28 protein-coding genes are annotated in these 24,148 nt (G+C 70.7%); 7 read left to right on the top strand and 21 right to left on the bottom strand.

Annotated elements, in window-relative coordinates; translation table 11 throughout:
* Nucleotides 1-26: 26 nt before the first annotated feature.
* From RWN05_RS01255 to RWN05_RS01245, 3 genes are read left to right on the top strand one after another with little or no spacing between them, the layout of a single operon-like run.
* Nucleotides 27-704 carry an NTP transferase domain-containing protein gene (locus RWN05_RS01255; protein WP_314137988.1) on the top strand — a complete coding sequence of 226 codons (678 nt, stop codon included), beginning with the start codon at nucleotides 27-29 and terminating at the stop codon, nucleotides 702-704.
* Nucleotides 701-973 (top strand): DUF6457 domain-containing protein, encoded by a 273-nt coding sequence (locus RWN05_RS01250; protein ID WP_071261359.1) that lies wholly within the window; start codon nucleotides 701-703, stop codon nucleotides 971-973. The genes RWN05_RS01255 and RWN05_RS01250 overlap by 4 nt, the downstream gene beginning before the upstream one ends.
* Nucleotides 970-2,208, top strand: a complete 1,239-nt coding sequence (locus tag RWN05_RS01245; protein WP_314137986.1) for a molybdopterin molybdotransferase MoeA — start codon at nucleotides 970-972, stop codon at nucleotides 2,206-2,208. Before RWN05_RS01250 ends, RWN05_RS01245 begins: the two co-directional genes overlap by 4 nt.
* A 12-nt stretch (nucleotides 2,209-2,220) precedes the next feature.
* Here the strand turns inward: RWN05_RS01245 and RWN05_RS01240 are convergent, their stop codons facing one another.
* From RWN05_RS01240 to RWN05_RS01190, 11 genes are all read right to left on the bottom strand, one after another.
* Entirely contained in the window at nucleotides 2,221-3,033 is an 813-nt protein-coding gene (locus RWN05_RS01240; protein ID WP_314137984.1) for an HAD family hydrolase, read from the bottom strand.
* Nucleotides 3,030-4,184 carry a cysteine protease StiP family protein gene (locus RWN05_RS01235; RefSeq protein ID WP_314137983.1) on the bottom strand — a complete coding sequence of 385 codons (1,155 nt, stop codon included), beginning with the start codon at nucleotides 4,182-4,184 and terminating at the stop codon, nucleotides 3,030-3,032. The genes RWN05_RS01240 and RWN05_RS01235 overlap by 4 nt, the downstream gene beginning before the upstream one ends.
* Nucleotides 4,181-5,575 (bottom strand): phosphoribosyltransferase domain-containing protein, encoded by a 1,395-nt coding sequence (locus RWN05_RS01230; RefSeq protein ID WP_314137981.1) that lies wholly within the window; start codon nucleotides 5,573-5,575, stop codon nucleotides 4,181-4,183. The genes RWN05_RS01235 and RWN05_RS01230 overlap by 4 nt, the downstream gene beginning before the upstream one ends.
* Nucleotides 5,576-5,660: 85 nt before the next feature.
* Complete coding sequence (locus tag RWN05_RS01225) at nucleotides 5,661-6,854, bottom strand: HpcH/HpaI aldolase/citrate lyase family protein (RefSeq protein WP_071261351.1); 1,194 nt, start codon at nucleotides 6,852-6,854, stop codon at nucleotides 5,661-5,663.
* A gap of 2 nt (nucleotides 6,855-6,856) precedes the next feature.
* The gene (locus RWN05_RS01220; protein ID WP_314137978.1) at nucleotides 6,857-7,693 is read right to left on the bottom strand and encodes a hypothetical protein; all 837 of its coding nucleotides are present in this window, start codon (nucleotides 7,691-7,693) and stop codon (nucleotides 6,857-6,859) included.
* 3 nt (nucleotides 7,694-7,696) lie between these two features.
* Nucleotides 7,697-8,248 carry a TerD family protein gene (locus RWN05_RS01215; RefSeq protein ID WP_064295863.1) on the bottom strand — a complete coding sequence of 184 codons (552 nt, stop codon included), beginning with the start codon at nucleotides 8,246-8,248 and terminating at the stop codon, nucleotides 7,697-7,699.
* Entirely contained in the window at nucleotides 8,248-8,763 is a 516-nt protein-coding gene (locus RWN05_RS01210) for a hypothetical protein (RefSeq protein ID WP_314137976.1), read from the bottom strand. Before RWN05_RS01210 ends, RWN05_RS01215 begins: the two co-directional genes overlap by 1 nt.
* 54 nt (nucleotides 8,764-8,817) lie before the next feature.
* Nucleotides 8,818-10,029, bottom strand: coding sequence for a toxic anion resistance protein (locus tag RWN05_RS01205; protein ID WP_079000817.1), 1,212 nt, complete (start codon nucleotides 10,027-10,029; stop codon nucleotides 8,818-8,820).
* A gap of 52 nt (nucleotides 10,030-10,081) precedes the next feature.
* Nucleotides 10,082-10,660 carry a TerD family protein gene (locus RWN05_RS01200; protein ID WP_064295866.1) on the bottom strand — a complete coding sequence of 193 codons (579 nt, stop codon included), beginning with the start codon at nucleotides 10,658-10,660 and terminating at the stop codon, nucleotides 10,082-10,084.
* Nucleotides 10,661-10,718: 58 nt separating this feature from the next.
* On the bottom strand, nucleotides 10,719-11,312 hold the full coding sequence (locus RWN05_RS01195) for a TerD family protein (protein ID WP_064295867.1): 594 nt from the start codon (nucleotides 11,310-11,312) through the stop codon (nucleotides 10,719-10,721).
* 128 nt (nucleotides 11,313-11,440) lie between these two features.
* Nucleotides 11,441-12,667 (bottom strand): TerC family protein, encoded by a 1,227-nt coding sequence (locus RWN05_RS01190; protein WP_064295868.1) that lies wholly within the window; start codon nucleotides 12,665-12,667, stop codon nucleotides 11,441-11,443.
* Between the two features lie 122 nt (nucleotides 12,668-12,789).
* Between RWN05_RS01190 and RWN05_RS01185 the strand changes: the two genes are divergently transcribed.
* Nucleotides 12,790-13,281 (top strand): MarR family winged helix-turn-helix transcriptional regulator, encoded by a 492-nt coding sequence (locus RWN05_RS01185; RefSeq protein ID WP_064295869.1) that lies wholly within the window; start codon nucleotides 12,790-12,792, stop codon nucleotides 13,279-13,281.
* Between the two features lie 10 nt (nucleotides 13,282-13,291).
* Here the strand turns inward: RWN05_RS01185 and RWN05_RS01180 are convergent, their stop codons facing one another.
* Together RWN05_RS01180 and RWN05_RS01175 are read right to left on the bottom strand one after the other, a co-directional pair.
* Nucleotides 13,292-13,786, bottom strand: coding sequence for a GtrA family protein (locus RWN05_RS01180; protein ID WP_314137974.1), 495 nt, complete (start codon nucleotides 13,784-13,786; stop codon nucleotides 13,292-13,294).
* 7 nt (nucleotides 13,787-13,793) lie between these two features.
* Nucleotides 13,794-15,314: a glycosyltransferase family 39 protein gene (locus RWN05_RS01175; RefSeq protein WP_314137973.1), complete on the bottom strand. Its 1,521-nt coding sequence runs from the start codon at nucleotides 15,312-15,314 to the stop codon at nucleotides 13,794-13,796.
* Between the two features lie 207 nt (nucleotides 15,315-15,521).
* Between RWN05_RS01175 and RWN05_RS01170 the strand changes: the two genes are divergently transcribed.
* Nucleotides 15,522-16,175: a hypothetical protein gene (locus RWN05_RS01170; RefSeq protein WP_079000823.1), complete on the top strand. Its 654-nt coding sequence runs from the start codon at nucleotides 15,522-15,524 to the stop codon at nucleotides 16,173-16,175.
* 123 nt (nucleotides 16,176-16,298) lie between these two features.
* On the opposite strand, the gene RWN05_RS01165 is transcribed toward RWN05_RS01170, so the two are convergent.
* The gene (locus RWN05_RS01165; RefSeq protein WP_064295874.1) at nucleotides 16,299-16,472 is read right to left on the bottom strand and encodes a CsbD family protein; all 174 of its coding nucleotides are present in this window, start codon (nucleotides 16,470-16,472) and stop codon (nucleotides 16,299-16,301) included.
* A gap of 201 nt (nucleotides 16,473-16,673) precedes the next feature.
* Nucleotides 16,674-17,402: a VIT family protein gene (locus tag RWN05_RS01160; protein ID WP_121289144.1), complete on the bottom strand. Its 729-nt coding sequence runs from the start codon at nucleotides 17,400-17,402 to the stop codon at nucleotides 16,674-16,676.
* 160 nt (nucleotides 17,403-17,562) lie between these two features.
* Between RWN05_RS01160 and nhaA the strand changes: the two genes are divergently transcribed.
* A complete protein-coding gene (gene nhaA / locus RWN05_RS01155) occupies nucleotides 17,563-18,879 on the top strand; it encodes a Na+/H+ antiporter NhaA (protein WP_314137969.1) in 1,317 nt (438 codons plus the stop codon).
* Here nhaA and RWN05_RS01150 read toward each other — a convergent pair.
* The 6 genes from RWN05_RS01150 to RWN05_RS01125 are packed head-to-tail and all read right to left on the bottom strand — an operon-like array spanning nucleotide 18,833 to nucleotide 23,388.
* Nucleotides 18,833-19,165 (bottom strand): CHY zinc finger protein, encoded by a 333-nt coding sequence (locus RWN05_RS01150; RefSeq protein WP_314137968.1) that lies wholly within the window; start codon nucleotides 19,163-19,165, stop codon nucleotides 18,833-18,835. The genes nhaA and RWN05_RS01150 overlap by 47 nt on opposite strands.
* Nucleotides 19,162-19,758, bottom strand: coding sequence for an energy-coupling factor transporter transmembrane protein EcfT (locus RWN05_RS01145; RefSeq protein WP_314137966.1), 597 nt, complete (start codon nucleotides 19,756-19,758; stop codon nucleotides 19,162-19,164). The genes RWN05_RS01150 and RWN05_RS01145 overlap by 4 nt, the downstream gene beginning before the upstream one ends.
* A 4-nt stretch (nucleotides 19,759-19,762) precedes the next feature.
* Nucleotides 19,763-20,473 carry an energy-coupling factor ABC transporter ATP-binding protein gene (locus tag RWN05_RS01140; RefSeq protein WP_079000834.1) on the bottom strand — a complete coding sequence of 237 codons (711 nt, stop codon included), beginning with the start codon at nucleotides 20,471-20,473 and terminating at the stop codon, nucleotides 19,763-19,765.
* Nucleotides 20,470-21,636, bottom strand: a complete 1,167-nt coding sequence (locus RWN05_RS01135; RefSeq protein WP_314137963.1) for a thiolase family protein — start codon at nucleotides 21,634-21,636, stop codon at nucleotides 20,470-20,472. Before RWN05_RS01135 ends, RWN05_RS01140 begins: the two co-directional genes overlap by 4 nt.
* Nucleotides 21,629-22,786 (bottom strand): fatty acid--CoA ligase family protein, encoded by a 1,158-nt coding sequence (locus RWN05_RS01130; protein WP_314137961.1) that lies wholly within the window; start codon nucleotides 22,784-22,786, stop codon nucleotides 21,629-21,631. The genes RWN05_RS01135 and RWN05_RS01130 overlap by 8 nt, the downstream gene beginning before the upstream one ends.
* Complete coding sequence (locus tag RWN05_RS01125) at nucleotides 22,783-23,388, bottom strand: biotin transporter BioY (protein WP_314137960.1); 606 nt, start codon at nucleotides 23,386-23,388, stop codon at nucleotides 22,783-22,785. Before RWN05_RS01125 ends, RWN05_RS01130 begins: the two co-directional genes overlap by 4 nt.
* A gap of 96 nt (nucleotides 23,389-23,484) precedes the next feature.
* On the opposite strand from RWN05_RS01125, the gene RWN05_RS01120 reads away from it, so the two are divergent.
* Entirely contained in the window at nucleotides 23,485-24,096 is a 612-nt protein-coding gene (locus RWN05_RS01120) for a TetR/AcrR family transcriptional regulator C-terminal domain-containing protein (RefSeq protein ID WP_079003792.1), read from the top strand.
* Nucleotides 24,097-24,148: the final 52 nt, after the last annotated feature.

Genomic DNA, 24,148 nt, shown 5'->3' with positions numbered 1-24,148 from the left:
GCTGGATCGCGGCTTAGGCTGGTGCCATGTCCGTCGATGCGATCATCCTCGCGGGAGGGCGGTCCTCCCGCCTCGGCGGCGTCGCGAAGGCGTCGTTGCTCCGCGACGGGCGGACGCTCCTCCAGCTCGCGATCGATGCTGCGCGGGCGGCCGGCGGCCGTGTCGTCGTGGTCGGCCCCGAGCTCGAGACGACCGCTCCGGTCCGCTTCGTCCGCGAGCGCCCCGCCTTCGGCGGCCCCGCTGCGGCCATCGCCGCGGGCCTGGACGCCCTGCGTGACGGCGTCGCGACCGAGGGCCCCGCACAGGTCGCCGTCCTCGCCTGCGACATGCCGGATGCCGCGCGGGCGCTCGCCGTGGTGCTCGAGGCAGCCGCCGCCACGGCCGGGACCGATGCCGACGGCTGGGTCGCGGTCGACGACTCCGGTCGTGAGCAGTCGCTGCTCGCCGTCTACCACCGGGAGGCCCTGGAACGCCGGGTCGCCGCACTGCGGACGTCACAACCCGGCGGTGACCTCGCGGGTGTCTCCGTCCGCCAGCTGCTCGCCGGACTCGTCCTCCGCCAGGTGTCCGTTCCCGACGGCGGCTCGGCCGACGTCGACACCTGGGCCGACGCCGCCGACCTCGGGGTCGACACCGCCGGCGAGTCGCCGGTGCCGGACATGTCCACCACTCCGACCGCCGACCCTGAGGAGCGTCTCCCATGACCGATGACCTGCACGCCGTCCTCGCGGACTGGACCGAACGAGTGTCCGCCGAGCTGGAGCTCGGCGACGTCGGGGTCGACATCGACGCGGTCCTCGGACTCGCGGGCACGGCCGCGCACGCCGTGCGGCGTCCCGCCGCCCCGCTCACCACCTACCTCGTCGGTATCGCGGTCGGGAAGGCGCTCGCGAGCGGTGCGGATCCGGTCGCCGCCGCCGAGGCTGCGACCGCGGCCGTCGAACGGCTGGTCGCCTCGGACACGACCGCATGACGAGGGCCTCCTGGTGGGACGCTCGCAGCATCGCGCATGCGACGGGTGCGGCGCATCGGTCCGACGTCGTCGACACCCTGACGCTCGCCGAGGCCCTCGGACACGTGCTCGCGGCGCCGCTCGTCTCGCCCATCGCGATCCCGCACTATGCTTCCTCGGCGATGGACGGCTGGGTGGTGGCCGGGAGCGGCCCGTGGACCCTGCTGACCGGTGAGGACGCCGAGCACGCGCGGTCGGTCGGACTCGGCGACGGTGTCGCGGTCGACGTCCTGACCGGTGGGCTGATCCCGTCGGGCGCCGATGCGGTCCTCCAACTGGAGCACGGCGTGATCGGGCATGGCTCGGGATCAGCGCGCCTCCACCCCGCACCGTCCGCCCCGAGCGGGGAACCGCGGCCGGGGCGGCACATCCGACCCGCCGGAACCGAGTCACCCGCGGGGTCGACCGTCCTCGACGCCGGCACGCGTCTCAGTCCCGTCCACCTCGCTGTCGCCGCCGGCGCCGGCTTCGACCGCGTGCCCGTCGTGCCGACACCGCGGGTCCGCCTGGTCCTCACGGGTGACGAGGTCGTCACGAGCGGTGTTCCCGGCCCGGGGTTCGTCCGCGACAGTTTCGGCCCATCGCTCCCGGGAGTGATCGCCTCGCTCGGAGGCGTCGTCACATCCAGCGTCCGTGTCGGCGATGACGCGCCCACCACGGCCGACGCCCTCGGGCTGACGAGTGCGGTCACCGCTTCCGCCCGCCACCAGCGGCACCTCGTCGTGACCACGGGTGGTACCGGCGACTCCCGAGCCGATCACGTCCGAGCGTTGCTCCGTGACGCGGGTGCCGAGTTCCTCGTGGACGGCGTCGACGTCCGCCCGGGTGGCCCTGCGCTGCTCGCGCGGCTGCCGGACGGTCGCCTGTTCGTCGGCCTGCCCGGCAACCCGCTCGCCGCCCTGCTCAGCGTCCTCACGCTCGTGCACCCGGTGCTCGCCGGCCTCCAGGGACTCGAGCTCCCGGCCCTGCGACCGGCGGTGCTCGCCTCGCCCGTCGACGGGGCCCGCTCAGGGACGGTGCTGCGCCCCTACCGCTCGGTGCACGATCCCGATTCGGCGACGCCGCATGCGGAGCCGACGCCATGGCAGGGAGCAGCCATGCTCCGCGGGCTCGCCGACGCCGATGGCGTGCTCGTGTGCCCGGGCTCCGGCGCGGCCGCGGGCGGCCTGGTACCGAGTCTCGACCTGCCCTGGTGATCGGGCCTCGGGTCAGCGGCCCCGGACGGCCGCAGCCGTCATCAGCTGCAGCAGTTCCTCGCCGGCGAGGATGCCGCGCCGCTCGGTGACCGTCAGCGTGTCGATCGTGAAGCCCTCGTCGTCGAGCTCGCCGTGCGCCGGCCGGAACGCGAGGTCGGCGGTCTCCAGCATCGACTGGTCGAGGAGCGAGTCACCGGCCGCGAGGACGAGTGGTCCGTCGAGGCGGCGGGCGACCTCACTGACCGCATCGTGCTTCGTGAGCGTCCGCGGCACGCAGTAGAGCTTCCGTCCCTGCAGGGACACGGTCCACCCGAGCCGTTCGCACTCCTGCTCGACCTGCTCGAGCCAGCCCGCCGGGATCGCGTCGCGCTCGACGATCGAGTAGAAGAACAGCGCGTCGGCGACGTTCGTCTTGAGGATCCAGGTCGGCGAAGCCAGCTCCTCGAAGCGCGCGAGCGCCTCGTCGAGCGGAGCGGTGTGGTCGGTGAGGTGCGCTCGCACCCGGTCGCGCCAATCGGCGTCCGGGACGCCGTCGACGAGGATCTCGCCGCCGTTGCTCGTGATCGCGTAGGCGGGCGCGCCGCCCGGCAGCTGCACCCGCTGATACTGCGCCACCGTCCGCGTCGTGACCGGCATGAACACGGCCTGCGAGCGCAGCTCGATCAGCAGGCGCTCCGACTCGCGCGTCATGAACGAGATCGGCACGCCGTTCCAGAGCTCCGAGACGATGATCGACGGCGCATCGGGGTCCGGCGTCTCGAGCCAGAACGCCTTCGGCGAGTAGATGAGGGTGCGATCCAGGTCGCAGGCGACGAGGGCGCTCACTGGGCGTCTCCCGCCGCGGCGTCGCTCAACGGGTTGATGAGCCCGACACAGCTGTAGGGCAACCCGGGCACGACCTCGACCGGCACACCGCGCTGCTCGGCGAGCAGGAGCACGTGCGCGACGTCGTCGAGGGCGTCCGGCGACACGAGCACCTTCCACGGAACTCGGCGGAGCAGGACGCGGGTGGTCTCGCCGACACCCGGCTTCACGAGGTTCACGGTCGGGATGTCGTACTGTTCCCGGATCCGTTCGACGGCCTCCCAGCCGATCCAGCTCGGTTCACGGTCGGCCGTCGAGGCCTCCTCCACACCCGCGGCGACGTCGTCGACCACCTCGGCGAAGCGGCCCGAGACCGCGTCGAGGAAGGCGCCGGAGACATCGTGACTGCTCAGCTCGCGGTAGAACTTGGCACCGTGGAACTGGTCGTCGGCGAGCAGCTCGCGGTTGTACACCGTGCGGGACACGAGGCCGGAGACGGTGGAGTTGAGGCACGCCGAGGGGATGAGGTAGTCGTCGCGGGTGCCGTACACGGGCACGCAGTGGCCGGGGTCGGCGAGGACAGCCAGCTCGTCGGAGAAGCGGATGCCGTCGGTCTCGGCGAAGAGTTCCAGCGCCGCCGTCAGCTCGCGCGCGATGGCGCCCTTGCCGGTCCAGCCGTCGACGAACGCGATCTGCTCCGGGTCATGGTGCGCCGCGAGGTAGCGCAGCGCGGTCCCGTCGACGCCGACCCCGCGCACGATGCTCATCGTGTAGTGCGGCACGTCGATCCCTCGGACCTCCATCGCCCAGCGACGCATGAGGATCCCGATGGGCGTTCCGGCGCGGGCGAGGGAGACCAGCACGGGTCGGTTCGCACGGGAGGCCAGGACCAGGTCGGTGACGACGCCGACGGCCACCGCGAGGCGACGGCTCGACCGCGCGAGAGCGTCGCGATAGAGCTCCTCGTACTCGGGGGAGGGCAGGTACTCGATGGGCAGCGACTCGGCGTAATGTGCGCGACCGCTCTGGATCGCGGCCTCACGTTCGGAGGCGTCGGCCTCGAGGCGGGTGTCGCCGAGGTCGGTCAGCAGCCAGCGCACCTCCGAGGCGTCGTAGGACCCGAAGTCCGGTCCGGTGAGCGGCTCGGGGAGGGCGGCGGCGTCGATGGTCACGGTGCGGGGTTCCATTCGGCTGGGGTCGGGACGGATTCGGTGAGGAGGACGACGATGACGCGGTCGGTGACGGTCCGGAGCGCGTCGACGACGCCATCGGGCCGGAGCAGGAGCTCTCGGTCGGCCCCCGGTTCCGGGAACAGGACCACCGCCGCGAACCGTGAACCGCCGCGGGAGAGGTTGTAGGCGAAGCGGGGCCCGAGGCCGTCGATGGTGCGGTCATGACTGGTGAAGGACACCGCGCTCGCGATGGCGTAGTCGTCACGGTCGATCACGGCGATGGGGGACCGAGTGGTGGTGGAGAAGCGCGTCGCTCCGCGGGTGCGGTCGAGGTGGGCGGCGACGGCCAGCGGTACCGCGATGAACTCCTCGGAGCCGAGCACCACCACCTCGCCGTCCGGCAGCTCCGGAAGGACCCGGTCGGCGATCGCGGCCGTCATCGCGTCGTCCAGGCGTCCAGGCGCACCGAAGCGTGCGCTCCGCACGGGCGACAGGTCGGATGCGTCCACGACGACGACGTCGCCGGCCGTGGTCGATCCGGCGGACGACGCGGCGGGTGCGGCGTCGATGACCGCTCGCGCGCGGGCGAGGACGTCCTCCGGAAGGTCGACGGCACCCACGCCGAGCGCCACGACGGTGATCCGGGTGCCGAGCCGTTCGGCGAGGTCGTCGAAGCGCTGTCGGTCCGCATCCGAACGGAGGTCGATGAGACCCGCGACCACCCAGTGCGCCTGCGGAGTGGTGGCGTGCAGCGCGGTGATCGTGTTGCGGACGGTGCGGCCGGTGCTCAACTCGTCGTCGACGAGCACCGTGGTCCCGCCGGCCGTGGCCCACGCGGGGTCGCTCGGATACAGGCGATGGTCGCTCGCGTGCGAGTGCTCTTCCTCGAACGGCGTGAAGGGCACGTCCGCCTCGTGCCTCGTGGAGTGGAGGTAGGGCGAGCCGAGCGCGTCGGCGACGATGTGGCCGAGCCCGGTCGCCGTCTCGGCATAACCGACGGTGACGAGCTCCGGGCCGGCCGCTGGGGCTGCATCGCGGAGCTCGGCGAGGTGCTCACGGACGGCGGTGAGGGCGGCGAGACCGTCAGCATCCGGCCGTTCCCGTCGGGCCAGGAGGTGCGCCACGGTGTCGAACGGAGCCGTCTCCGGATCGCTGCCGTCAAGCGCGCTCCGCACCAGCAGTCCGAGCAGTTCTCCGGCGGCGAGTGCCAGGCCGGGCACGGTCGGCACGTGTTTGGCGAGGACCGTCGACACGAGCAGCTGAGCGCGTTTGGGGTTGTCGCGGAGCGCCAGACCGACGAGGTCCTCCACCGGGATCAGGCTCCGGGACGCGTCCGAGCGCAGGCCGATGCCGACGGCGTCGCGCACGAAACCGCCTGTCCATGCGCCCATCGATACCGTCACCGCATGCTCGTCTCGAGGAGGTCGACGAAGGTCGTGTTCTCTGCCACGGCCCAGTAGCGGCCCGTCCATACCGTCACCGCATGCTCGTCTCGAGGAGGTCGACGAAGGTCGTCTCCTCCGCAGCCACCCCGAAGGCCTCCGCGCGGAGCAGGGTCTTGCGCGCCCACGCCTGGTGCGGCTTCATCTCGTTCATCTTGTTCCGGTACGGAGAGGCGTTGGCGCCGCCGCCCACGTCGCCGACGACCGAGAGGGCGTCGACGTACTCCTCGTGGCTCACGACCGACATCGCGTGGACGACCGGCACATGGCTCGGGTGGATGACCGTCTTGCCGAGCAAACCGTTCGCCTGGTCGAGCGCGATCTCGCGGATGAGGCCGTCGAGTCCTTTGAGGAGGAGCTTCTGACGCAGCTGCGCCTCGTTCGCGTCCTGGAACGGCGTCATGCGCAGCTGCGGGCGCATGAGCCGCTCCGCGTTGTGGAAGTGCTCCCAGACCGTGCCGGTGATGACGAAGTCGTCGCCCGGTCGACCGAAGACGTTGACGACGTCGGCGATGACCGAGGAGACGAGTTTCACGTCGTACACGGTGAGGTCGCGGGAGCGCCGGAGCGAGAAGGCGCTCGAGAGGTCGGTGGCGCCGATCCGGACCGCCAGGACGTCCTCGCGGTGGGCCTTGGTGACGTCGACGATCCCGGAGAGGGTGTCGTCGCGGGTCTCGCGGTGGATCATCCGCGGCGACTCGAGGATCGGCATGACCCGGAGCCGACGCGCGCCGTTCGACCCGTCCTGCCCGTAGTCGCGCTGCACGCGACCGAGTGCTTCGAAGAAGCGGTCCGCCACCCCGTCGCTGTTCTCGTACTTGGGGATGACGAAGCCGCTCAGGAGGTCGAGTCCCGGACCGAGGAGCCCGGCGACCCGCTCGAGCTGCTCGGGCGTGCGGACGCGGATGAAGAGCAGCGGCAGCACCGGGCGCTTGGACCCTGAGCTCTTGGCGGCGAGCTGCTGCATGGCCTCCGCGACGTTCGTCTCGGCGAACTCGACCGCGTCGTCGGGGACCGAGTCCTCGAGGCACAGCACCATGCTCAGGCAGCCGTGCTTCGCCTGCTTCACGACGTCCTTCGCGAGCGTCGGGCGCGTGCCGGGACTGTAGAGCGTCGCGCCGAGTGCCGCCGCCACGTGTTCCGGTGGGGAGTCGATGCTGATGGGGCTCGGGAGCTTGTGGAACAACCGCGACGCGCGCTTGTCGTCGACGTAACTGAAGTGGCGCATGGTCATCGTCTCCGGGGTTCGCGGGCGACGACGTACGGCGTCGGCTCGAAGCCGAACTGCTGCAAGAGCGTCTGGAGGGGGATCTCGGCGGGAAGGGGTTCGAGGCGGAGTTCGAGTCTCGACCCGATGCGCAGCAGCGAGACGACCGGCGGTGCGCCGGTGTCGTCAGCGGCGGCGAAGCTTTCGCCGTCGAAGAGCTGCACCGTCAGTGGGTGACCGGCTGTGCCGACGAACAACGCCCGCCGGATGAGGTGCACGTGCCGGAGCGCGAGGATCGCGTCGCCGCCGTCGAAGCCGAGCAGCGGCCGGTTGCCGGGCGTCGTCACCGGCGTGCCGTCGATGCCGTCGGCGGTCGCGACCCCCGTCACGAGTTCGACGGTCTCCCACACGATCGCCGTCGCTCCGCCGACGATGAGGCTGCCGATCGCCGACTGACGAGGGTCGAGCCGGACCAGCGGGGTCTCGTCGTCGAGGACGTGGATCTCCTCGGCCGTCGGGGCGGGGAAGGGCTGTGGGGTCGTCGGAGCTGCGGCGGGCGTGGTGGCCGGGCGTGCCGACGGCGCAGCGGGAGCGGTCGACGAGGATCCGCCGAGCGAGAGTCCCGTCGACGGTGCAGACGCTGCCGATGCCACCGGGGCAGGGGGTGCGGCGGCGGACGTGGACGGCCCACCGAGCGTGAGTCCGGTCGACGGTGCTGCCGATGCGGCCGGCGCTGCAGGAGGAGGTGCCGCCGGGGCGCTCGCCACCGGTTCCTCCTGCGCGACCGGCGCAGGCCTCGGCTTCACCCGACGACGGAGGTAGTCGATGTCCCGTCGCACCGGGGAGGTGTTGAGCGGCACGGCTCAGAGGTCGATTCTGAAGTCGCGCGCCACGCCGGCGAGACCACCGGCGTACCCCTGCCCGAGAGCACGGAACTTCCAGTCCGAGCGGTGCCGGTACAGCTCCGCCAGGAGCAGCGCCTGGCTGCTGCGGACCTCGGCGATCGGCACGTCGAAGCGCACGAGCTCCCGACCGTCGGGTGTGGCGACGCGGACGAACGCCGAGCGCACGGGCGAGAAGTCGCCGGGGCCGCGGACGTCGGGGTCGATGTAGAGCAGGAAGGCGATCTTCGACACGGCGTCCGGCACGCGCGACAGCTCGACGTCGATCTCCTCATCGTCGGCCTCGGACGAGAAGGTGACCGCGCCGTCCTGGCTCTCGACCTGGTTGAAGAACACGAGGTGGTCGTCGGACAGCGCCTTGCCGTCGTCGCCGCACATGATCGCCAGCGGCACGGGTTCGCTCTGCGGCCCACGGCTCGCGATGACGTCCCAGCCGAACCCGATGAGCACCGCGTCGAGACCGGGGTTCTCTGCGGTGAGCGCGGCGTTCGCGCCCGCGATCAGCGACGCCATCAGTGCGCACCCAGCACGAGACCGGCGTCGGGCTCCTGGAACTTGTCGGAGAGGAACCGACCGTGCGTCGAGAGTTCGGCGATCGCACCGATGCGGATCTGGTTGAGCAGGTCGCGGATGGTCTCCTCGATGAGCTCCAGCTGACGGGCGAAGACGATCGTGCTGCGGGAGTCGTCGGTGCGGTCCGCGGCCGGCAGCGCGAGGAAGGAGCGCAGCGGGCTCGGGAGGTAGTCCGTCACCATCGCGGCGAGGAGCACGCGCTGCTCGGTCGACGCACCCTGGTCGGCGATCGTCGCGACGACGAGGCGCAACTGGTCGTCGATCTGTCGGAGCTGCGAGGTGAGCAGCGTGGGGAGGTCGCGCCCCACGGAGCGCACCGCGTCGCGGAGTTCGTCGAGGTGCCGGGCCGTCTGCTCGTCCTCGGTCTCACCGACGGGCGCCGGCGTGGCGTCGACGACGCCGAGCGGCTCGGCCCCGCCGGTCCGCAGTGCGTTCAGCAGTCGTCCGAATGCCATCCCTCGTCCCCTTCGTCCTCAGCGACCCGTGCGCCCGGTCACCCGAGCGTGAGGCTACCGCAGTTCGCGCTGCTCGGCCTGACGGCTGCGCTCGAGGTACGGCTTCGCCTTCTCGAGGCCCGACTCGAGCGCGTTGACGGTGCCCTCCATGTTCTTGGCGGCTTCGGCACGGAAGGTGTCGATCGCGTCCATGGTCTGGAAGACGTTGTCGAACGCGCGCTGCAGGGTCTCGACGCTGACGCCCGAGGTGGACGCCTGCTGGTGGATGCGCGTCGTCTGGTCCTTCAGCATCTCGCTGGTCTGCAGGATCATGTTGTTCGTCGTGGTGTTGATCGCGTCGATCTGGTCGAGCACCATCTTCTGGTTCGCGAGGGCCTGCGCGACGACGACGGCGGTCCGAAGAGCGGCGATCGTCGTGGTGCGAGCGCGGTCGACGCCCTTGATGAGCTCAAGGTTGTTCTTGCGGATGAGGTCCATCGCCAGGTAGCCCTGCACCGAGACGGCGAGCTGCGTGAGGATGTCCTGGTGGCGCTGACGGACGGGGAAGAGGACGTCGGCCTCGAGCTTCTGCGCCTCTTCGATGCGTCCGGCGGACCGGGCTTCGTCGATCTTGGCGACGCACGCGGCGTCGAGCGCCTTGGCGAAGACGGCGTACTCGCTGAGCGCCTGCATGGTCTCCCAGAGCTGGACCTTCTCGCCCGCGAGCGAGGCGTTGTCCTTCAGGAGTTCGTCCTGTCCGGCCATGAGCGACTTGATGATCTTGTCGAGCTGGGTCTGCGCGGACTCGTACTTCTGGAAGTACTTGGCGAGCTTGTTGCCGCCTGGGATGAACCCGAGGATCTTGCGGCCGACGCCGAGGTCCGCCTGGTTGGGCGTGAGGTCCTCGACGGTGCTGCGGAGGTCGCCGAGCGTGGTCGCGACCTTGATCTGCGCGCTGTCACCCGAACGCTTCGCCCCGGCGACCGAGGTCGACGAGCGGTCGAGCATGCGCGAGGAGTACCCGCTCGACTGCACCATCTCCTTGCCGCCGATCTGGGAGATGCCCTCGATCTTCTGCGTGAACTCGGGGGAGCGCGGGTCGAGCGTCGCGACCTCGGACACGAACGAGCGTGCCTGCTGCTGGATCTCCGTCTGGCGCTCCGCCGGGACCGGGACCATGCCCGGCGCCTCTTCGGCCTGCACGACGTCCGGTGCGTCCGGAGCGTGCAGCACGAGGGAGGCTGCGGCCTGTTCGTTGGCGTCTGGCGGAGTGAGTGGCGTGCTCATGCGGTCGACCTTGCTCTCGTGTGTGGCTTGCTCGTGGTGGAGGCGTCGGTGCTCAGCCGAGCGGGACGCCGAAGTCGCCGGCGATGCCGGCGAGACCGGTGGTGTAGCCCTGGCCGACGGCCTTGAACTTCCACTCGGATCCGTTGCGGTAGAGCTCCGAGAACAGCATGGCGGTCTCGGGAGCGGCGTCCTCGCTGAGGTCGAAGCGGACGATCTCGGTGCCGTCCTGGTCGACGATGCGGCAGTACGCGCCGCGGACCTGGCCGAAGTTCTGGCGACGCTCGTCGGCCTTGTCGATCGACACGGCGATGACCACGCGCTCGACGTCGGCGCCGACCGCGTTCAGGTCGACCGAGATCTGCTCGTCGTCGCCCTCGCCGTCGCCGGTGCGGTTGTCACCGAGGTGCTTGACCGAACCGTCCGCCGAGGCGGGCTGGTTGTAGAAGATGAAGTCGGCGGAGGAGCGCACCTTGCCGTTCGCGCCGATCAGCAGCGCCGAGGCGTCGAGGTCGAAGGCCTCACCGCTCGTGGTGCGCGGGTCCCACCCGAGGCCGACCGTCGCGACCGTCAGGCCGGGGCTGGTCTTGGTGAGCGAGAGGTTGTTGCCCTTTTCGAGGGTGAGTCCTGCCATGGTGATCGCTTCTCCTTCGGAACTGCGCTGACGCGCGGGGGACTACTGCGGGTGGTGCTCAGAGAGCCTGGGCGGCCGGACCGAGCAGATCCATGACGGAGCGCCCGTTGGCGCGCTCGCCGATCGCCTTGAAGGTCCAACCGTTGCCCTCGCGCGAGACCTTCGACATGATCATCGCCGTGTGCGGGCCGGAGTCGGTGAGCTGGTAGCGGGCGACTTCGGGCGAGCCGGGGGTCGAGTCGTCGATGATGCGACTGAAGGCGTTCTGCACCGTGTCGAAGGTCTGCCGGCTGTAGCTGCTGATCACGAACACGATCTGCTGGACCGACGGCGCCACCTTCGAGAGGTCGACCAGGATGGTCTCGTCGTCACCGTCGCCCGCGCCGGTGAGGTTGTCGCCGGTGTGGGTGGCCGAGCCGTCCTTGCTCGCGAGCTGCTGGAACCAGATGGTGTCGAGGACCTTGCCGGTGGCGTCGAAGAAGATCGCCGAGGCGTCCAGGTCGATGTCGGGCGCGGAGGCTGCGCGACCGAAGAAGCCGCGCTTCACGGGTGCGACGCCGTCCCAGCCGAGGCCGAGACGGATCCGCGTGAGCGAGCCACCGTCCTGCTTCGTCAGTGAGAGCGACTGGCCCTTTTCCAGACTCAGACCCATGGTTCCGTCTCCTTGATGCTTCATCGTGTAGCTGGTGGTGAGGTGTGGGACGTGCGCCCCGGCCGAAGCCGGGAGCGCACGTCCACGTTATCGGTTCAGCCGGGCGAGCGCCCGGATTCCCGGTCCGTTCAGAGCAGGCCGCGTGAGTCGGAGCCCTTGGCCTGCAGCTCGTGGGCTCGGGCGAGCAGCCGCTGGAGCTCCTCGTCGTCGGCCGCCTTCGCCTGGTGCTTGGGCTTCAGGTTGGCGAAGGACTTCTGGCGCTCGACCATGCGGGTGTAGCTCGTCTCGAGCTCGACCTCGTCCACGTGGTGGCCGACCGGGATGTCCTCGGGGGAGTCCGCGTGGAGCACGATCTTCTTGGCCTGGCTGCGGGCGTCGCTGATGATCGTGTGGGCACGGCCCGCCGGGCTGAGGAGCGACAGCAGGACCGTCACGAGGAGGATGCCGACGATGACCGCGAGCGAGAGGCCCGTCTCGATCTCGAAGACCGGGACGTGCTCACCGCCGTTGATGAACGGCAGGGTGTTCTCGTGCAGCGCGTGCAGGACGAGCTTCACACCGATGAAACCGAGGATCGCCGCCAGGCCGTAGCTGAGGAAGATGAGGCGGTCGAGCAGGCCGTCGATGAGGAAGTAGAGCTGACGGAGGCCGAGGAGCGAGAACGCGGTCGCCGTGAAGACGATGTACGCGTTCTGCGTGAGGCCGAAGATCGCGGGGATCGAGTCGAGCGCGAAGAGCAGGTCGGTGCCGCCGATGGCGACCATGACGAGCAGCATCGGGGTGAGGACCTTCTTGCCGTTCTCGATGGTGACGAGCTTGTCGCCGTCGTAGCGGTCGGTCGTCTTGAAGAGACGCTTGGCGAGTCGGATGACGAAGTTGTTCGCCTCGTCCTCGTTCTCCTCCTCCGGACGGAGCAGCTTGACGGCGGTGAAGATGAGGAACGCGCCGAAGATGTAGAACAGCCAGGACCACGCGTTGACCGCGGCGGCGCCGAGGAAGATGAACCCGGTGCGGGCGATGAGCGCGAAGACGATGCCGAAGAGCAGCACCTTCTGCTGGTCGGCACGCGGCACGCGGAAGCTCGACATGATGATGAGGAAGACGAAGAGGTTGTCGACCGACAGGGCCTTCTCCGTGATGTAGCCGGCGAAGTACTCGGACCCGAGCGTCCCGCCGCCGAAGATGAGGACGCCGACACCGAAGATGAGGGCGAAACCGACGTAGAGGGCCGACCACTTCGCGGCTTCCGGCAGCGTCGGCTCGTGGGCCTTGCGTACGTGGAAGATGAAGTCGAAGGCGAGGAGGGCCAGGATGCCGACGATCGTCAGCAGCCAGACGTATCCGGGGATTTCCATGGGCTGTATTCTCCGCAGCGCTCGAGGTGGGGGACGGGTGACGTTTAGTTGGTGCCGTCCCACTATATAGTTGGTATGGTCGAACCAACACCCGAACGCAGGTATTCAGGAAGAATTCAGCTATGAGCGATGAGGTCGACCCAGCCGACGCCGGCGCCGTCATCCAGGCGTCGCTCGCGTCCGTGCTCCGGTGGTCCACCCGGGCCGACAACCGGCGTTCCCTGCACGACGCCGAAGGCGCAGCCCTGACCGGCACGGACGCGTGGCTCCTCGAGTACGTGATCACCGCCGGCCCGATCCGCATGTCGACGGTCGCGGGCTGGATGGACGTGGACAAGTCGACCGCGACGGCCGAGGTCCGCCGCCTCGAGGAGGGTGGTCTCGTCGTCCGGGAGACGGATCCGAGCGACCGCCGAGCGGTGCTCGTCAGCGCCACGGAGGAGGGACGCACGGCTCTCGAGCGGCACCGGCAGGCGGCCCAGCAGGTCTACAACACGCTCGTCGGCAAGTGGAGCGAACACGATCGCGTGGAGCTCGCCCGACTCCTCTCGCGGTTCGTCGACGAGTTCTCCTGGGTCAGCGACGCGGTCTCCCGGCACAACGCGAGTCGCTGACCGGACGACCTCACGGGTCCACGCGCACCGGGATCGGCCCGGTCCGCTCCGCCCGTGGCCCGTACACCCAGAAGCGATACAGCACGAAGCGGAATGCGGAGCCGAGGGCCAGGCCGACGATGTTCGCCGACACGTTGTCCGCCAACGGCGTCGTCAGGTGCAGTGCGTCGTGGGAGACCCAGAGGCAGCCCAGGGCGATCGCGCCTCCCGCGAGGCTCACGATGCCGAACTCGAGCGCTTCGCGGGCGACGTCCGAGCGCCGATGCGCGCGGAAGGTGAGGAGCCGGTTGCCCACCCAGTTGGCCACGATGGCGAGCGTCGTGGAGACACCCTTCGCCACGAGCAGCCCGGAGGTGCCGGTGTGGAGGAACACGGTGTACGCGAGGAGGTTGAAGACCCCGACGTCGACGAGGAAGCCGACACCGCCGACGAGGCCGAAGGCGGCGACCTCGCGGACGATCGGGCGCCGGAGCAGCGCGCGCGGATTCGGGAGGGGCCGGATCACCACTGCATCACGACCTGACCAGCTCGAAGACGATGCTGCGGTTGACGGGGATGCGCTGCTCGACGCGGTAGCCGAGGGCCTCCAGATCCGCCACGTCCGGAGAGGTGCTCGACCCTTCGACGACCCAGACGGTGTCGTGGCCGATGAGCCGGTCGTGGATGTCCGCCAGCGGCGCGGCAAGGTCCCAGAGCTCGGGGCGGTCGCGGTAGCTCGTCTCGAGCGCCACATCGTCGAGGCCGGCGAAGGCCTGCGGGTAGAGGTCGATCGCGAGCCGCGACTTGCGCGAGGGCTTCACGGACTGGTCGAAGACGACCGCGTCGCCCGGCGAGGCGTGGGCCTGGACGACCTCCGCGGTCTGCCGGAGGTCGCTGCCGTCGTCCTTCGCGAACGGGCCGCGCTGTTCCACGAGGACCGGGGTCGCGAGCGCCAGCACGAGCGCGACACCGGCCGCGGTCGCCGCCATGCGGTCGACCCGCTTCGGCAGGAGGTCGACGATCGTCCGGAGTCCGAGCGCCATCATGATCGCGACGGCCGGGACGCAGAAGGTGACGTAGCGCAGGTTGTACATCGGCGTCACGAGGGTGTTGCCGATGATGAGCAGCGCCGTCGGTGCGAGGGCCCAGACGGCGATCATCGCCAGTGCGCGACGCTGTCGGGAGGATCGGCGGACCACGAGCACCCCGATGGGGGCGAGCACGATCAGTAGCCACGCGAGCACGGCGAAGGCCGGCGTCTGGAACCACTGGCCGACGAGCACCGATTCCGGCGTCGCGTAGTCCCGTCTGCCCAGGAACGCGATCTGCTCGCGCTGCGCGATGCCCGCGATCACGATCGGAGCGCCGAGGACCAGTGCCCCGACGAGCGACCAGCCCCAGGCTCGCATCACCCGCCGCCCGGGGCGCTGGAGCACCATCCAGGTGGCGTGCACGAGGAGGAGCATCGCGAGGTACAGGAACAAGTACATCGAGGCGGCGCTCGCGACGGCGAAGAGGGCCCAGCTGCGGCGTGATGTGGACCTGCGACGCACGAGCGACACGAACCACACCGTCAGCCACACGACCGCAGCCATGCCCAGCGCATAGGAACGCGTTTCAGCGCCCATCCTCGTGACCTGGGGGATCACGGCGAACACGAGGCCAGCCGTGATGCCGATCGCCGGGGTGAAGAGCGCCCTCGCGAGCACGACCGTGCCGGCCGCGGCCAGACCGACCCCGACAGCACTCGGGAACCGCGTCACGGCCTCGGCGGTACCGAAGGCTCCGGTCCAGACGTGCAGGAACGCGTAGTACAGGCCGTGGACGGCGTCGATGTGGCCGATCATCCCGAACATGACGGGGAGTGGACGTTCGGCGGCGAGGACGCTCGCCGCCTCGTCGCCCCAGTACGACGGCGTCCCGATGCCGATGAGCGAGACGAGGGTGGCGAACAGGCCGACGACCCAGGGCACGGCGCGGCCGCCGAGGAGGGTGTGGAGGGCGTCCCACCGACGGCGCGAGGGCGCGGTCGGGACGGTGATCGTCGCAGTCATGGGTTCCCCTCGGACGCGACAACCTGGCGCGTCGTCTCATCGTCCGCCGCTCGGATGAACGCGAGCAGAGAGATTCCTGAGAGGGCGCGGGGGATCCTGCTGGAGCCTGACGGCCGGAGGCGGGCCGTCCCGGTGGGGAGTTGTCCCCATCGCGCGGCGTCGGTGCGCAGGACAGACTGCAGGGGTCCGCCGCCGAAAGGAATCCCGATGCAGCTCTCCAGAGTCGCCGCCCTGATCACGCTCCCTGTCGCAGCCATGCTCGTGCTGGCGGGATGCTCCACGCCGTCGGCCCCCGACGCGAAGCCGACGGAGAAGGCTTCGTCGTCCGCGACGTCGAAGCCGACCTCGACCGGATCGGCCGATGGTGAGGTCACCGAGCCTGGAGCGCAGGTCGGGATCGATGAGCCGATCGTCTACGAGTCGCAGGGCACCGACGGCGTCACCGCGCTCATCAGCGCGAAGCTGACCGAGGTCACCCCCGCGACCGCCGACCAGGTCGCGTTCCTCAAGACGCAGTTCGACGGCGGAGAACTCGACGGCTACGACATCACACTTATCCGCCTCGAGATGACCAAGGTGTCGGGCGACCCGGTGGCGTTCAACAGCGACGCGACCTCCTTCGCACCCGTCGACGCCGATGGTGAGAAGGTCCAGGAGGCCACGCTCATCGGGTGGGACGAGTGCGGATCCGAGTCGTTCACCGAGGAGTTCGATGGCGGCGAGCCGATCACGCAGTGCTACGTCGCGGCGGCTCCCGCCGGTGGCAAGGCTCCGGCCGGCCTCATGTACGACGGCGGTTTCACCGACCCGAACCCCTACGACTCCTTCGACGGCGACCCGATCCTGCTCATCAAGGACTAGCTGTCCTGCGGGCCTGAGTGCCTGCGACAGGCTCAGGGACCGGGGAGGGGAGTCAGGGACCGGGGGAGGACAGACGAACGCCGGTGACCCGAGCGGGTCACCGGCGTCCGTGTGATCAGGAGGTCAGTTCTTGAACGCGTCCTTCACGTTCTCACCGGCCTGCTTCACGTCGGACTTGGCCTGGTCGGCCTTGCCCTCCGCGATGAGCTTGTCGTTGTCTGTCGCCTTGCCGACGGCCTCTTTGGCCTTGCCCGCGAGGTCTTCGGCGGCGTTCTTGATCTTGTCTCCTGCGCTCATATGGTGCTCCTCACATGTTCTTCGGGCTGTCGATCCGCACTGATCGAATCCGACAGGGCGACCGGGTGGACGCCCTTCACTTCTACACCCGGGAGCCCCAGGCTCGGGCGGGGCTCCAGCAGACTCCCAGAGAACTCCCCGGACCGCGCTGTGCCAGTGCGCCCGTCGTCGGATCGTCGTCGACGACCGGGACCATGGCCATCAGACCACGCCGCTCGTGCCGAGCAGGGTGCCGATCGCGAAGGTGACGGCGAGGGCGAGCGCTCCACCGACCACGACCCGGACGGTCGGGCGGAGCACGGGGTTGCCGCCGATCCTCGCGCTCGTGAAGCCGGTGAGCGCCAGCGCGATGAGCACGACGATGAAGGTGATCGGGACGCGCACTTCGGGCGGCGGCAGCAGGATCGCGAGCAGGGGGAGCAGCGCCCCGATCGTGAAGGCGAGCGCCGATGCGCCGGCGGCCGCCCACGGGCTCACGACGGCGTCCTCGGTGATGCCGAGTTCGGCCTCGAGGTGCGCCGTGAGCGGATCGTGTGCGGTCAGCTCCTCGGCGACCCGCCTCGCGGTCGTCGGCCGGAGCCCCTTCGCCTCGTAGATCCCGGCGAGTTCCGCGAGCTCCGCCTCGGGGTCGTCGGAGAGCTCTCGCCGCTCCTTCGCGATGAGGGCTCGCTGACTGTCCCGCTGGCTGCTCACCGACACGTACTCGCCGAGCGCCATGGAGATCGCACCACCGACGAGCCCGGCGACACCCGCGGCGAGGAGTGGGGCGCTGTCGGTCGTGGCACCGGCGACACCGACGACGAGGGACGCGACGGAGACGATGCCGTCGTTCGCGCCGAGCACACCCGCACGGAGCCAGTTCAAGCGGCCCGCGAGGTCACCGCGGTGCGGTTCGTCCGGGTGGCCGCCGGTCGGTGGTGAGGAGCTCATGGATGCATCCAAGCACTCCGCGGGCCGCCCGCGCACGGTTCCCGCCCGATCGCGTGCCCGGTCGCCTAGACTGGAGGCTGGTGCGCCGGGAAGTCTGGTCGGCGGGCGATCGATCGGGATCGCTCTGCTGCTCGACCGAACCCTCCCCCGAAGGATCCGTATGCCCGACGCTCACCGCTCCCACGACCTGCCGGCCGACCAGGCCCCGCACTCGATCTGGCGTGGCATCCACCAGACGCTCCAACAGGACACCGTCGGTGGTGCCCTCCTCGTCGTCGCAACCGCACTCGCGCTCGTGCTCGCCAACACCGGTGCCTCCGACTTCTACCTGAGCGTCCGCGACGTCACCTTCGGTCCGGAGGCGCTCCATCTGAACCTCTCCATCGGTGCCTGGGCGGCCGACGGGCTCCTCGCGATCTTCTTCTTCGTCGTCGGCCTGGAACTCAAGGAGGAGTTCGTCGCCGGAAAGCTCCGGAACCCCAAGACCGCGGCGCTCCCCATCGCCGCAGCCGTCGGCGGCGTGGTCGTGCCCGCCGTCATCTACGTCCTCGTGAACCTGAGCGCCGGGCCCGACGCGCTGCAGGGCTGGGCGATCCCGGCCGCCACGGACATCGCGTTCGCCGTCGCCGTGATCGCGGTGGTCGGCAAGTTCCTGCCGCCGGCACTGCGGACCTTCCTGCTCACGCTCGCCGTGGTGGACGACCTCATCGCCATCAGCATCATCGCGATCTTCTACACCGACCACATCGAGTTCCTGCCCCTCGCGATCGCGGCCGTGCCGCTCGCGATCTTCGCCGTGCTCGTCCAGCGCGGCGTCCGGGCCTGGTGGGTGCTCATCCCGCTCGGTCTGTGCACCTGGGCGCTCATCCACGCCTCCGGTATCCACGCGACCGTCGCCGGCGTGCTGCTCGGCTTCATGGTGCCCGTCTTCGCGACGAAGCGCGCCCGCGTCCAGGTGGGGACCACCGCCGAGGGGCGCCCGGTCTACGACGGGCTCGCCGCGCACTTCGCCGACCGCTGGAGTGTCGTGTCCACGGCGGTCGCCGTCCCGATCTTCGCCTTCTTCTCCGCGGGCGTGGTCATCGGCGGGATCTCCGGGCTCGTCGAGTCCTTCCAGGACACCATCGCACTCGGGATCATCGCCGGACTCGTCCTCGGCAAGCCGATCGGCATCACGGTGACGACGTTCCTCGTCACGCGCCTGCCCGGGCTCAGGCTCGACCCCTCGATCCGTTGGGTCGACCTCGTCGGCATGGCGTTCGTCGCGGGCATCGGATTCACGGTGTCGCTGCTCGTCGGTGAACTGTCCTTCGGTGTCGGCAGCGAGTCCGACGACCACGTCAAGGTCGGTGTGCTCGCCGGCTCGCTCATCGCCGCCGCCATCGGTGCCGCGATCCTCGCCGCCCGCAACCGCGTCTACCGGCGTGGGGTCACGGCTGGAAGTAGTACGCCGAGTGCAGGCGGCAGCCCGGATTGAACCGGGCGTCGCAGTTCGGGCAGGCGTCGACCTCCAGGTAGCGGTCGATCGTCAACTCCGTCGAGCACACGCCGCACAGGATCGCCTCGCGGTCGCGCTGCTCGCGCGGCCACTGCTCGGCCGGGTGGTCGGCGCACTCCGCGTGGCACAGGTGGCACGGGTAGTACTCGCCGCAGCAGGCGAAGCGGATCGCGATGACGTCGAGCGTGGTCGCGTAGTGGACGCAGCGCGTCTCGTCGTCGACCGTCTTCCCGAGGACGTGAACGGTGTCGCCGCCGCCGCTCATCGGACGCCCCGGGCGGTGAGGGCCTCACCGAGTTCGTCGGCGTGCTTCAGCGACACCACGAGGAACGGCACGACGAAGGTCACCAGGTTCGACCCCGCCCCGCGCGCCCGCTGGGCCTCCCGGACGCTCGTGGCCAGGCGGGCGAGGATCGGCACCGTGTTGATCGCGACGGCGAGCATCAGGGCGATGCGCGAGGGGTCGACACCGAAGCGACCCAGGGGCTGGAGGACGCGCTCGAAGGCGTCGAGCAGGTCGGCGACGCGCGTGCTCAGCACGAGGAGTGCCGCGAGCAGGATGGCGGCGACGATGCGGGACGTGTTCGACACGGCGGACTCGACGTCGAGGAACAGCAGTTGGCCGGCCACCGTGATCGTGATGATCCAGCGGATGAGCAGGAGCTGCCGTCCGAGCTCGCCGAGGCCGAGACCCGAGACGAGGTAGGCGAGGACGGTCGCGGTGGTGGCAATGCCCGCGGTCCACCAGCTCGTCGGTAGGAGTGAGATCGCGAGCACCACGACGAGGATGCCGAGCGCCTTCGGGCCGGCCGGCGCGCGATGGAGCCAGCCGGAGCCGGGGCGGTAGAGGGTGATCACGCCGTCACGATCGCAGACTCGCGCGGTAGGCCGCGATCACGTCGTCCGGTGCGCCCTGCGCGACGACCCGCCCGCCGTCGAAGAGCAGCGCGGTGTCGCAGCGGGCGGCGAGTTCCAGGTCGTGGGTGACGAGGAGGAGCTGATGGCCCGCCTCGGGACGCAGGAGGTGGTCGGCGACGGCGGCGCTGTTGCGGGCGTCGAGGTAGGCGGTGGGTTCGTCGGCGATGAGCAGCGCCGGCCGGCGGATCACGGCCCCGCAGAGCGCCAACAGCTGCTTCTGGCCACCGGAGAGTTCGTAGGCGGACCGGTCGGCGAGCGCCGTCAGGCCGAACTCGTCGAGCGCATCGGCGACCTGCGTGGCGATGTCGGCCTTCGACGCCTTCGTGCCGCGGAGGGAGAACGCGACGTCCTCCGCCACCGTCGGCATGACGATCTGCGCGTCCGGGTTGCTGAACACGATGCTGACGAGTCGTCGAAGGGTCGCCGTGTCCTTCGCGGCGTCGACCCCGTGGACCTGCACGCTGCCGGCGGTCGCGCGGGTCAGGCCGCCGACGAGCCGGGCGAAGGTGGACTTGCCCGAGCCGTTCGCGCCGATGACCGCGATGCGCGCGTCGTCGAGGTGGAGCGTCACGTCGTCGAGTGCGACGGTGTCGCCGAGACGCGCGGTGACGCGGTCGAGACGGATGGCGGATGACTGGTCGATGTCCCCGATCATCGCACGACCTCGAACACCGCGGCGACGCCGAGACCGCCGCCGACCGACGCTGCCGCCATCCCGATCGTGCCCGCTGGAGCCCCGCCGCGGACGAGCCGCGAGAACAGGCGGACCACGGCGACCGCACCGCTCGCGCCCCACGGGTGACCGAGCGCGAGGGCTCCACCGTCGGCGCAGAGTCGCTCGTCGTCCTCGGCGACACCGAGCCGGTCGAGCACGGCGAGCGTCTGGGCCGCGAACGCCTCCACGATCTCGAACGCGGCGACCTGCGCGAGGTCCACGTCGGCCCGTTCGAGGGCGTCGAGGATCGCCGGCGCGGCCCCGATCCCTGGGAGTGCCGGGTCGCAGCCGACGACGGCGTGCGCCCGGACGGCGAGACCGGGCGTCGCGCTCCCGTGGGCGGGCCCGCCGGGCCCGCCGGGTCCGCCGGGCACGACGAGCACCGCGGCGGCACCGTCACTCACCCGGCAGGTGTTGCCTGCGGTGAGGGAGCCGTCGCTGAAGAGCGGCGTGAACCGGGGGAGGAGCCGCTCGATCCCGCTGCGCGGCGCCTCATCGTGCTCGGTCGCCCCGACCAGCGGGACGAGCTCGCCGGTGAACCGCCCGGCGGCGACGGCGCTCGCCGCACGGTGCGTGCTGCGCGCCGCGTAGGCGTCCTGGCGTTCGCGGGAGATCCCGTCGTGCTCGGCGAGGTCTTCGGCGGCCCTGGTCATGTCGGGGTCGTGCCAGCCCGCCGGCGCGAACGGTGCGCGTGCATAGGCGACGCCGTCGACGGAACGGGTCGGCGCGGTCGACGCGCTCTCGACACCGCCGGCGATCCGTGGCCGATGGTCGCCGGCGCTGATCGCCGTGGACGCCTCGATGATCGCCGCGAGGCCGCTGCCGCACTGCCGGTCGACGGTGAGCCCTGGCACGGCGAAGCCGAGGCCCGCTCCGAGTGCGGCGACGCGGGCAGGGTTGCCGCCAGGCCCCATGCAGTTGCCGAGGACGACGTCCGCCACCACCGGCGGCACGCCCAGCAGGTGCGTCGCGTCGTCGTGCACGGCCCGGACGACGGGGACCGCCAGCTGCTCGACCGTGAGCGCGGCGAGGGCGCGCCCGCGCGTCGCGATCGGCGTCCGTCGGGCGGCGACGATGCGCGGGAGGGTGTGCGACTCAGTCAAGGGACGCCACCGTCCCGGCCGCGAGTCGGTCGGCGAGCTCCGCGCGGGCGGCCTTGCCGGTGACGGTCCGGGGTAGCTCGTCGACGACGAACCAGCGTCGGGGCCGGTGGGTCGGCGGCAACAGCGGTTCGAGGGCGACGCGGAGCATCGCGCGGCTCGGCCGCGAGCCCGGGTGCAGTTCCAAAACGGCCGTCACGAGCGATCCGACCCTCGCGTTCGGCAGAGCGAGCACGACGGCGTCGTCCACCTCGTCGAGTCGGCGCAGGGCCTCCTCGACGTCGGCGGGGATGACGGTCGCCGCGGCCGTGAGGATCGCGTCGTCGGCTCGGCCGAGGAGCGTGACGATTCCGTCGTCGATCCGCGCCCGGTCGCCGACGGTGGACCAGTCGCCGTCGCGTCGGAGCGGGCCGTCGCCCTCGAGGTACCCGGTCGCGACGAACGGCGATCGGACCCACAGGACATCGTCGTCCCGGACCTCGAGCTCGACACCGGGGAACGCGCGGAGGCCGGGTCGATCCGGATCGACACCGTCGTCGACGGCTGCGAAGGAGAGTTCGGCGGCACCGTAGTAGGAGACGACGCGGATGCCGAGGCCCTCCGCGGTGGCGCGGAGTCCGGGGTCGAGTGAGGCGCCTCCGATCAACGCCACCCGCAGGCGGGGCGGCACCTCGCCGTCGAGGAGCGCCCGGAGGCCGTTCGGGGTCCCGTGGAACCGGGTCGCGTCACGGGCGTCGTCGGGGGTGAGTGCGTGGGTCGTCGGGAGGGCGAGCGAGCAACCGACGGCGGCCGCATGCGCGATCGAGAACAGCGACAGCGACGACGCGGGCGGCGACGACAGCGCCAGGACGTCGTCCGAACCGAGATCCAGCAGTGTTCCCACGGCCGGGAAGGAGTCCGCCCAGGACGCGGCGGTCCGGAGCACGATCCGCGGCTCGCCCGTCGTGCCGGAGGTCAGCGTCGCCCAGCCCTGGTCCGGCTGTGGACCGGCCGCGGTGCCGCGGTCGCGGACGGAACGCCAGTACGACTCGCTCCATCGATCGTCGCCGAGCAACGGCACGCCGCCGGACGCCCGCACCTCGAGCGCCCGACGGACGAGGTCGGTCGGCGCCCCGCCGCGCAGCGGGACGAGGTGCCCTGGACGCACGGTCATCCGATCCGGGCGGGCTCGCCGGGACGCGTGGAGCCGGCGCCGGCCGCGTTGCGGAACGCGCGCGGGTAGGCGCGGGCGAGCGTCATCGTGATCACCGTCGCGAGCACGACCTTGACGAGGTCGCCGGGTACGAACACGAGGCTCTGCAGGGCGGTCTCGCCGAGTGGCAGACGGGTGACGAGCGACTGCACCGGGATGCCGAACGCGTAGATGACGCCGATGCCGCCGACGAACACCCCGAGCGCGGTGCGCCACCAGCGCAGCCGACGCCCACCGGCGTGCACGATGAGCCCGATCACGAACACGCCGACGATCCAGCCGAGGAGGTATCCGGCGCTCGGTCCGACGAAGACGCCGACCCCGCCGCGACCGCCGGACAGGAGCGGGAGGCCGATGGCGACGAGGGCCAGCAGCACGACCATGGAGAGCATGCCGCGCCACGGGCCGAGGATCGCGCCGGCGAGCATGACGCCGAGGGTCTGCGCCGTGATGGGCACCGCGCCGAGCACCGAGAACGCGCCGGGCAGGCCGAGGGCGGCCACGATGGCGGCGAACACGGCGATGCGTGCGATGTCGGTCGCGTCGATCCGGAGTCTGCTCATGCTGGGTCCTTTATCGGGATGGTCGGTTCGCTTTGGGGGCGGGTGGATCGCACCTGAACGGTGTTCACCTGAACAGCGTTCACTATAGTGGTGCTCATGTCCGGACCCGAAACAGTGCGTCGCCATCGGCGCGACGACGTGGCTCAGGTGGCGCTGCGGATCCTCGACGATCACGGCCTGGCCGACCTCACGATGCGCCGCCTCGCCGCGTCGCTCGACGTCCAGCCGAGTGCGCTGTACTGGCACTTCGAGAACAAGCAGACCCTCATCGCCGAGCTCGCCGACCGGATCGTCGACGCCCACCCGGCACCGGTCGACGCCGTGTCCGAGGCCGGTTCCGACTGGCGCGAGCGGACGCGCGTGGAGGCGGAGGCGCTGCGTGACGCCCTCCTCGCCTATCGCGACGGCGCCGAGGTGGTGTCGAGCACCTACGCGCTCGGGCTCGGTTCCGGACGGGCGCTCACCCGGCTGACGGATGCGGTGTCGGTGGCCGGGTTCGATGAGGCGACGAGTCGACGTGCGGGCACGGTGCTGCTCCACTTCATCCTCGGGCACGTGTCGCACGAGCAGCAACGGATGCAGTACGACAGCGTCGGTGTGCTGGCCGACGGTGCGACGGATCCGCTCGGCCAGGAGGACCAGGCCCAGGCGTTCGCCTTCGGGGTCGGTCTGCTGGTCGACGGCCTGGCGGCGCTCTCCGTCCGCTGACGGCTCTCGGTACGCCGATAGCACAGCGTGGATGGAACCGCCCACCGTCTGG

This window comes from uncultured Plantibacter sp., from assembly GCF_963518075.1.
Classification (GTDB): Bacteria; Actinomycetota; Actinomycetes; order Actinomycetales; family Microbacteriaceae; genus Plantibacter; species Plantibacter flavus_A.
Note: the sequence above shows the minus strand (reverse complement) of the source record. Positions and strands in the feature narration are given on the sequence as shown.

Excerpts from the sequence above, each read along its gene's own strand:
- RWN05_RS01255 (WP_314137988.1), top strand. The coding sequence starts at position 27 with ATGTCCGTCGATGCGATCATCCTCGCGGGAGGGCGGTCCTCCCGCCTC.
- RWN05_RS01250 (WP_071261359.1), top strand. The coding sequence starts at position 701 with ATGACCGATGACCTGCACGCCGTCCTCGCGGACTGGACCGAACGAGTG.
- RWN05_RS01245 (WP_314137986.1), top strand. The coding sequence starts at position 970 with ATGACGAGGGCCTCCTGGTGGGACGCTCGCAGCATCGCGCATGCGACG.
- RWN05_RS01230 (WP_314137981.1), bottom strand. The coding sequence starts at position 5,575 with ATGGGCGCATGGACAGGCGGTTTCGTGCGCGACGCCGTCGGCATCGGC.
- RWN05_RS01225 (WP_071261351.1), bottom strand. The coding sequence starts at position 6,854 with ATGCGCCACTTCAGTTACGTCGACGACAAGCGCGCGTCGCGGTTGTTC.
- RWN05_RS01215 (WP_064295863.1), bottom strand. The coding sequence starts at position 8,248 with ATGGCGTCGCTGATCGCGGGCGCGAACGCCGCGCTCACCGCAGAGAAC.
- RWN05_RS01210 (WP_314137976.1), bottom strand. The coding sequence starts at position 8,763 with ATGGCATTCGGACGACTGCTGAACGCACTGCGGACCGGCGGGGCCGAG.
- RWN05_RS01205 (WP_079000817.1), bottom strand. The coding sequence starts at position 10,029 with ATGAGCACGCCACTCACTCCGCCAGACGCCAACGAACAGGCCGCAGCC.
- RWN05_RS01200 (WP_064295866.1), bottom strand. The coding sequence starts at position 10,660 with ATGGCAGGACTCACCCTCGAAAAGGGCAACAACCTCTCGCTCACCAAG.
- RWN05_RS01195 (WP_064295867.1), bottom strand. The coding sequence starts at position 11,312 with ATGGGTCTGAGTCTGGAAAAGGGCCAGTCGCTCTCACTGACGAAGCAG.
- RWN05_RS01190 (WP_064295868.1), bottom strand. The coding sequence starts at position 12,667 with ATGGAAATCCCCGGATACGTCTGGCTGCTGACGATCGTCGGCATCCTG.
- RWN05_RS01185 (WP_064295869.1), top strand. The coding sequence starts at position 12,790 with ATGAGCGATGAGGTCGACCCAGCCGACGCCGGCGCCGTCATCCAGGCG.
- RWN05_RS01175 (WP_314137973.1), bottom strand. The coding sequence starts at position 15,314 with ATGACTGCGACGATCACCGTCCCGACCGCGCCCTCGCGCCGTCGGTGG.
- RWN05_RS01170 (WP_079000823.1), top strand. The coding sequence starts at position 15,522 with ATGCAGCTCTCCAGAGTCGCCGCCCTGATCACGCTCCCTGTCGCAGCC.
- RWN05_RS01165 (WP_064295874.1), bottom strand. The coding sequence starts at position 16,472 with ATGAGCGCAGGAGACAAGATCAAGAACGCCGCCGAAGACCTCGCGGGC.
- RWN05_RS01160 (WP_121289144.1), bottom strand. The coding sequence starts at position 17,402 with ATGAGCTCCTCACCACCGACCGGCGGCCACCCGGACGAACCGCACCGC.
- nhaA (WP_314137969.1), top strand. The coding sequence starts at position 17,563 with ATGCCCGACGCTCACCGCTCCCACGACCTGCCGGCCGACCAGGCCCCG.
- RWN05_RS01150 (WP_314137968.1), bottom strand. The coding sequence starts at position 19,165 with ATGAGCGGCGGCGGCGACACCGTTCACGTCCTCGGGAAGACGGTCGAC.
- RWN05_RS01140 (WP_079000834.1), bottom strand. The coding sequence starts at position 20,473 with ATGATCGGGGACATCGACCAGTCATCCGCCATCCGTCTCGACCGCGTC.
- RWN05_RS01130 (WP_314137961.1), bottom strand. The coding sequence starts at position 22,786 with ATGACCGTGCGTCCAGGGCACCTCGTCCCGCTGCGCGGCGGGGCGCCG.
- RWN05_RS01125 (WP_314137960.1), bottom strand. The coding sequence starts at position 23,388 with ATGAGCAGACTCCGGATCGACGCGACCGACATCGCACGCATCGCCGTG.
- RWN05_RS01120 (WP_079003792.1), top strand. The coding sequence starts at position 23,485 with ATGTCCGGACCCGAAACAGTGCGTCGCCATCGGCGCGACGACGTGGCT.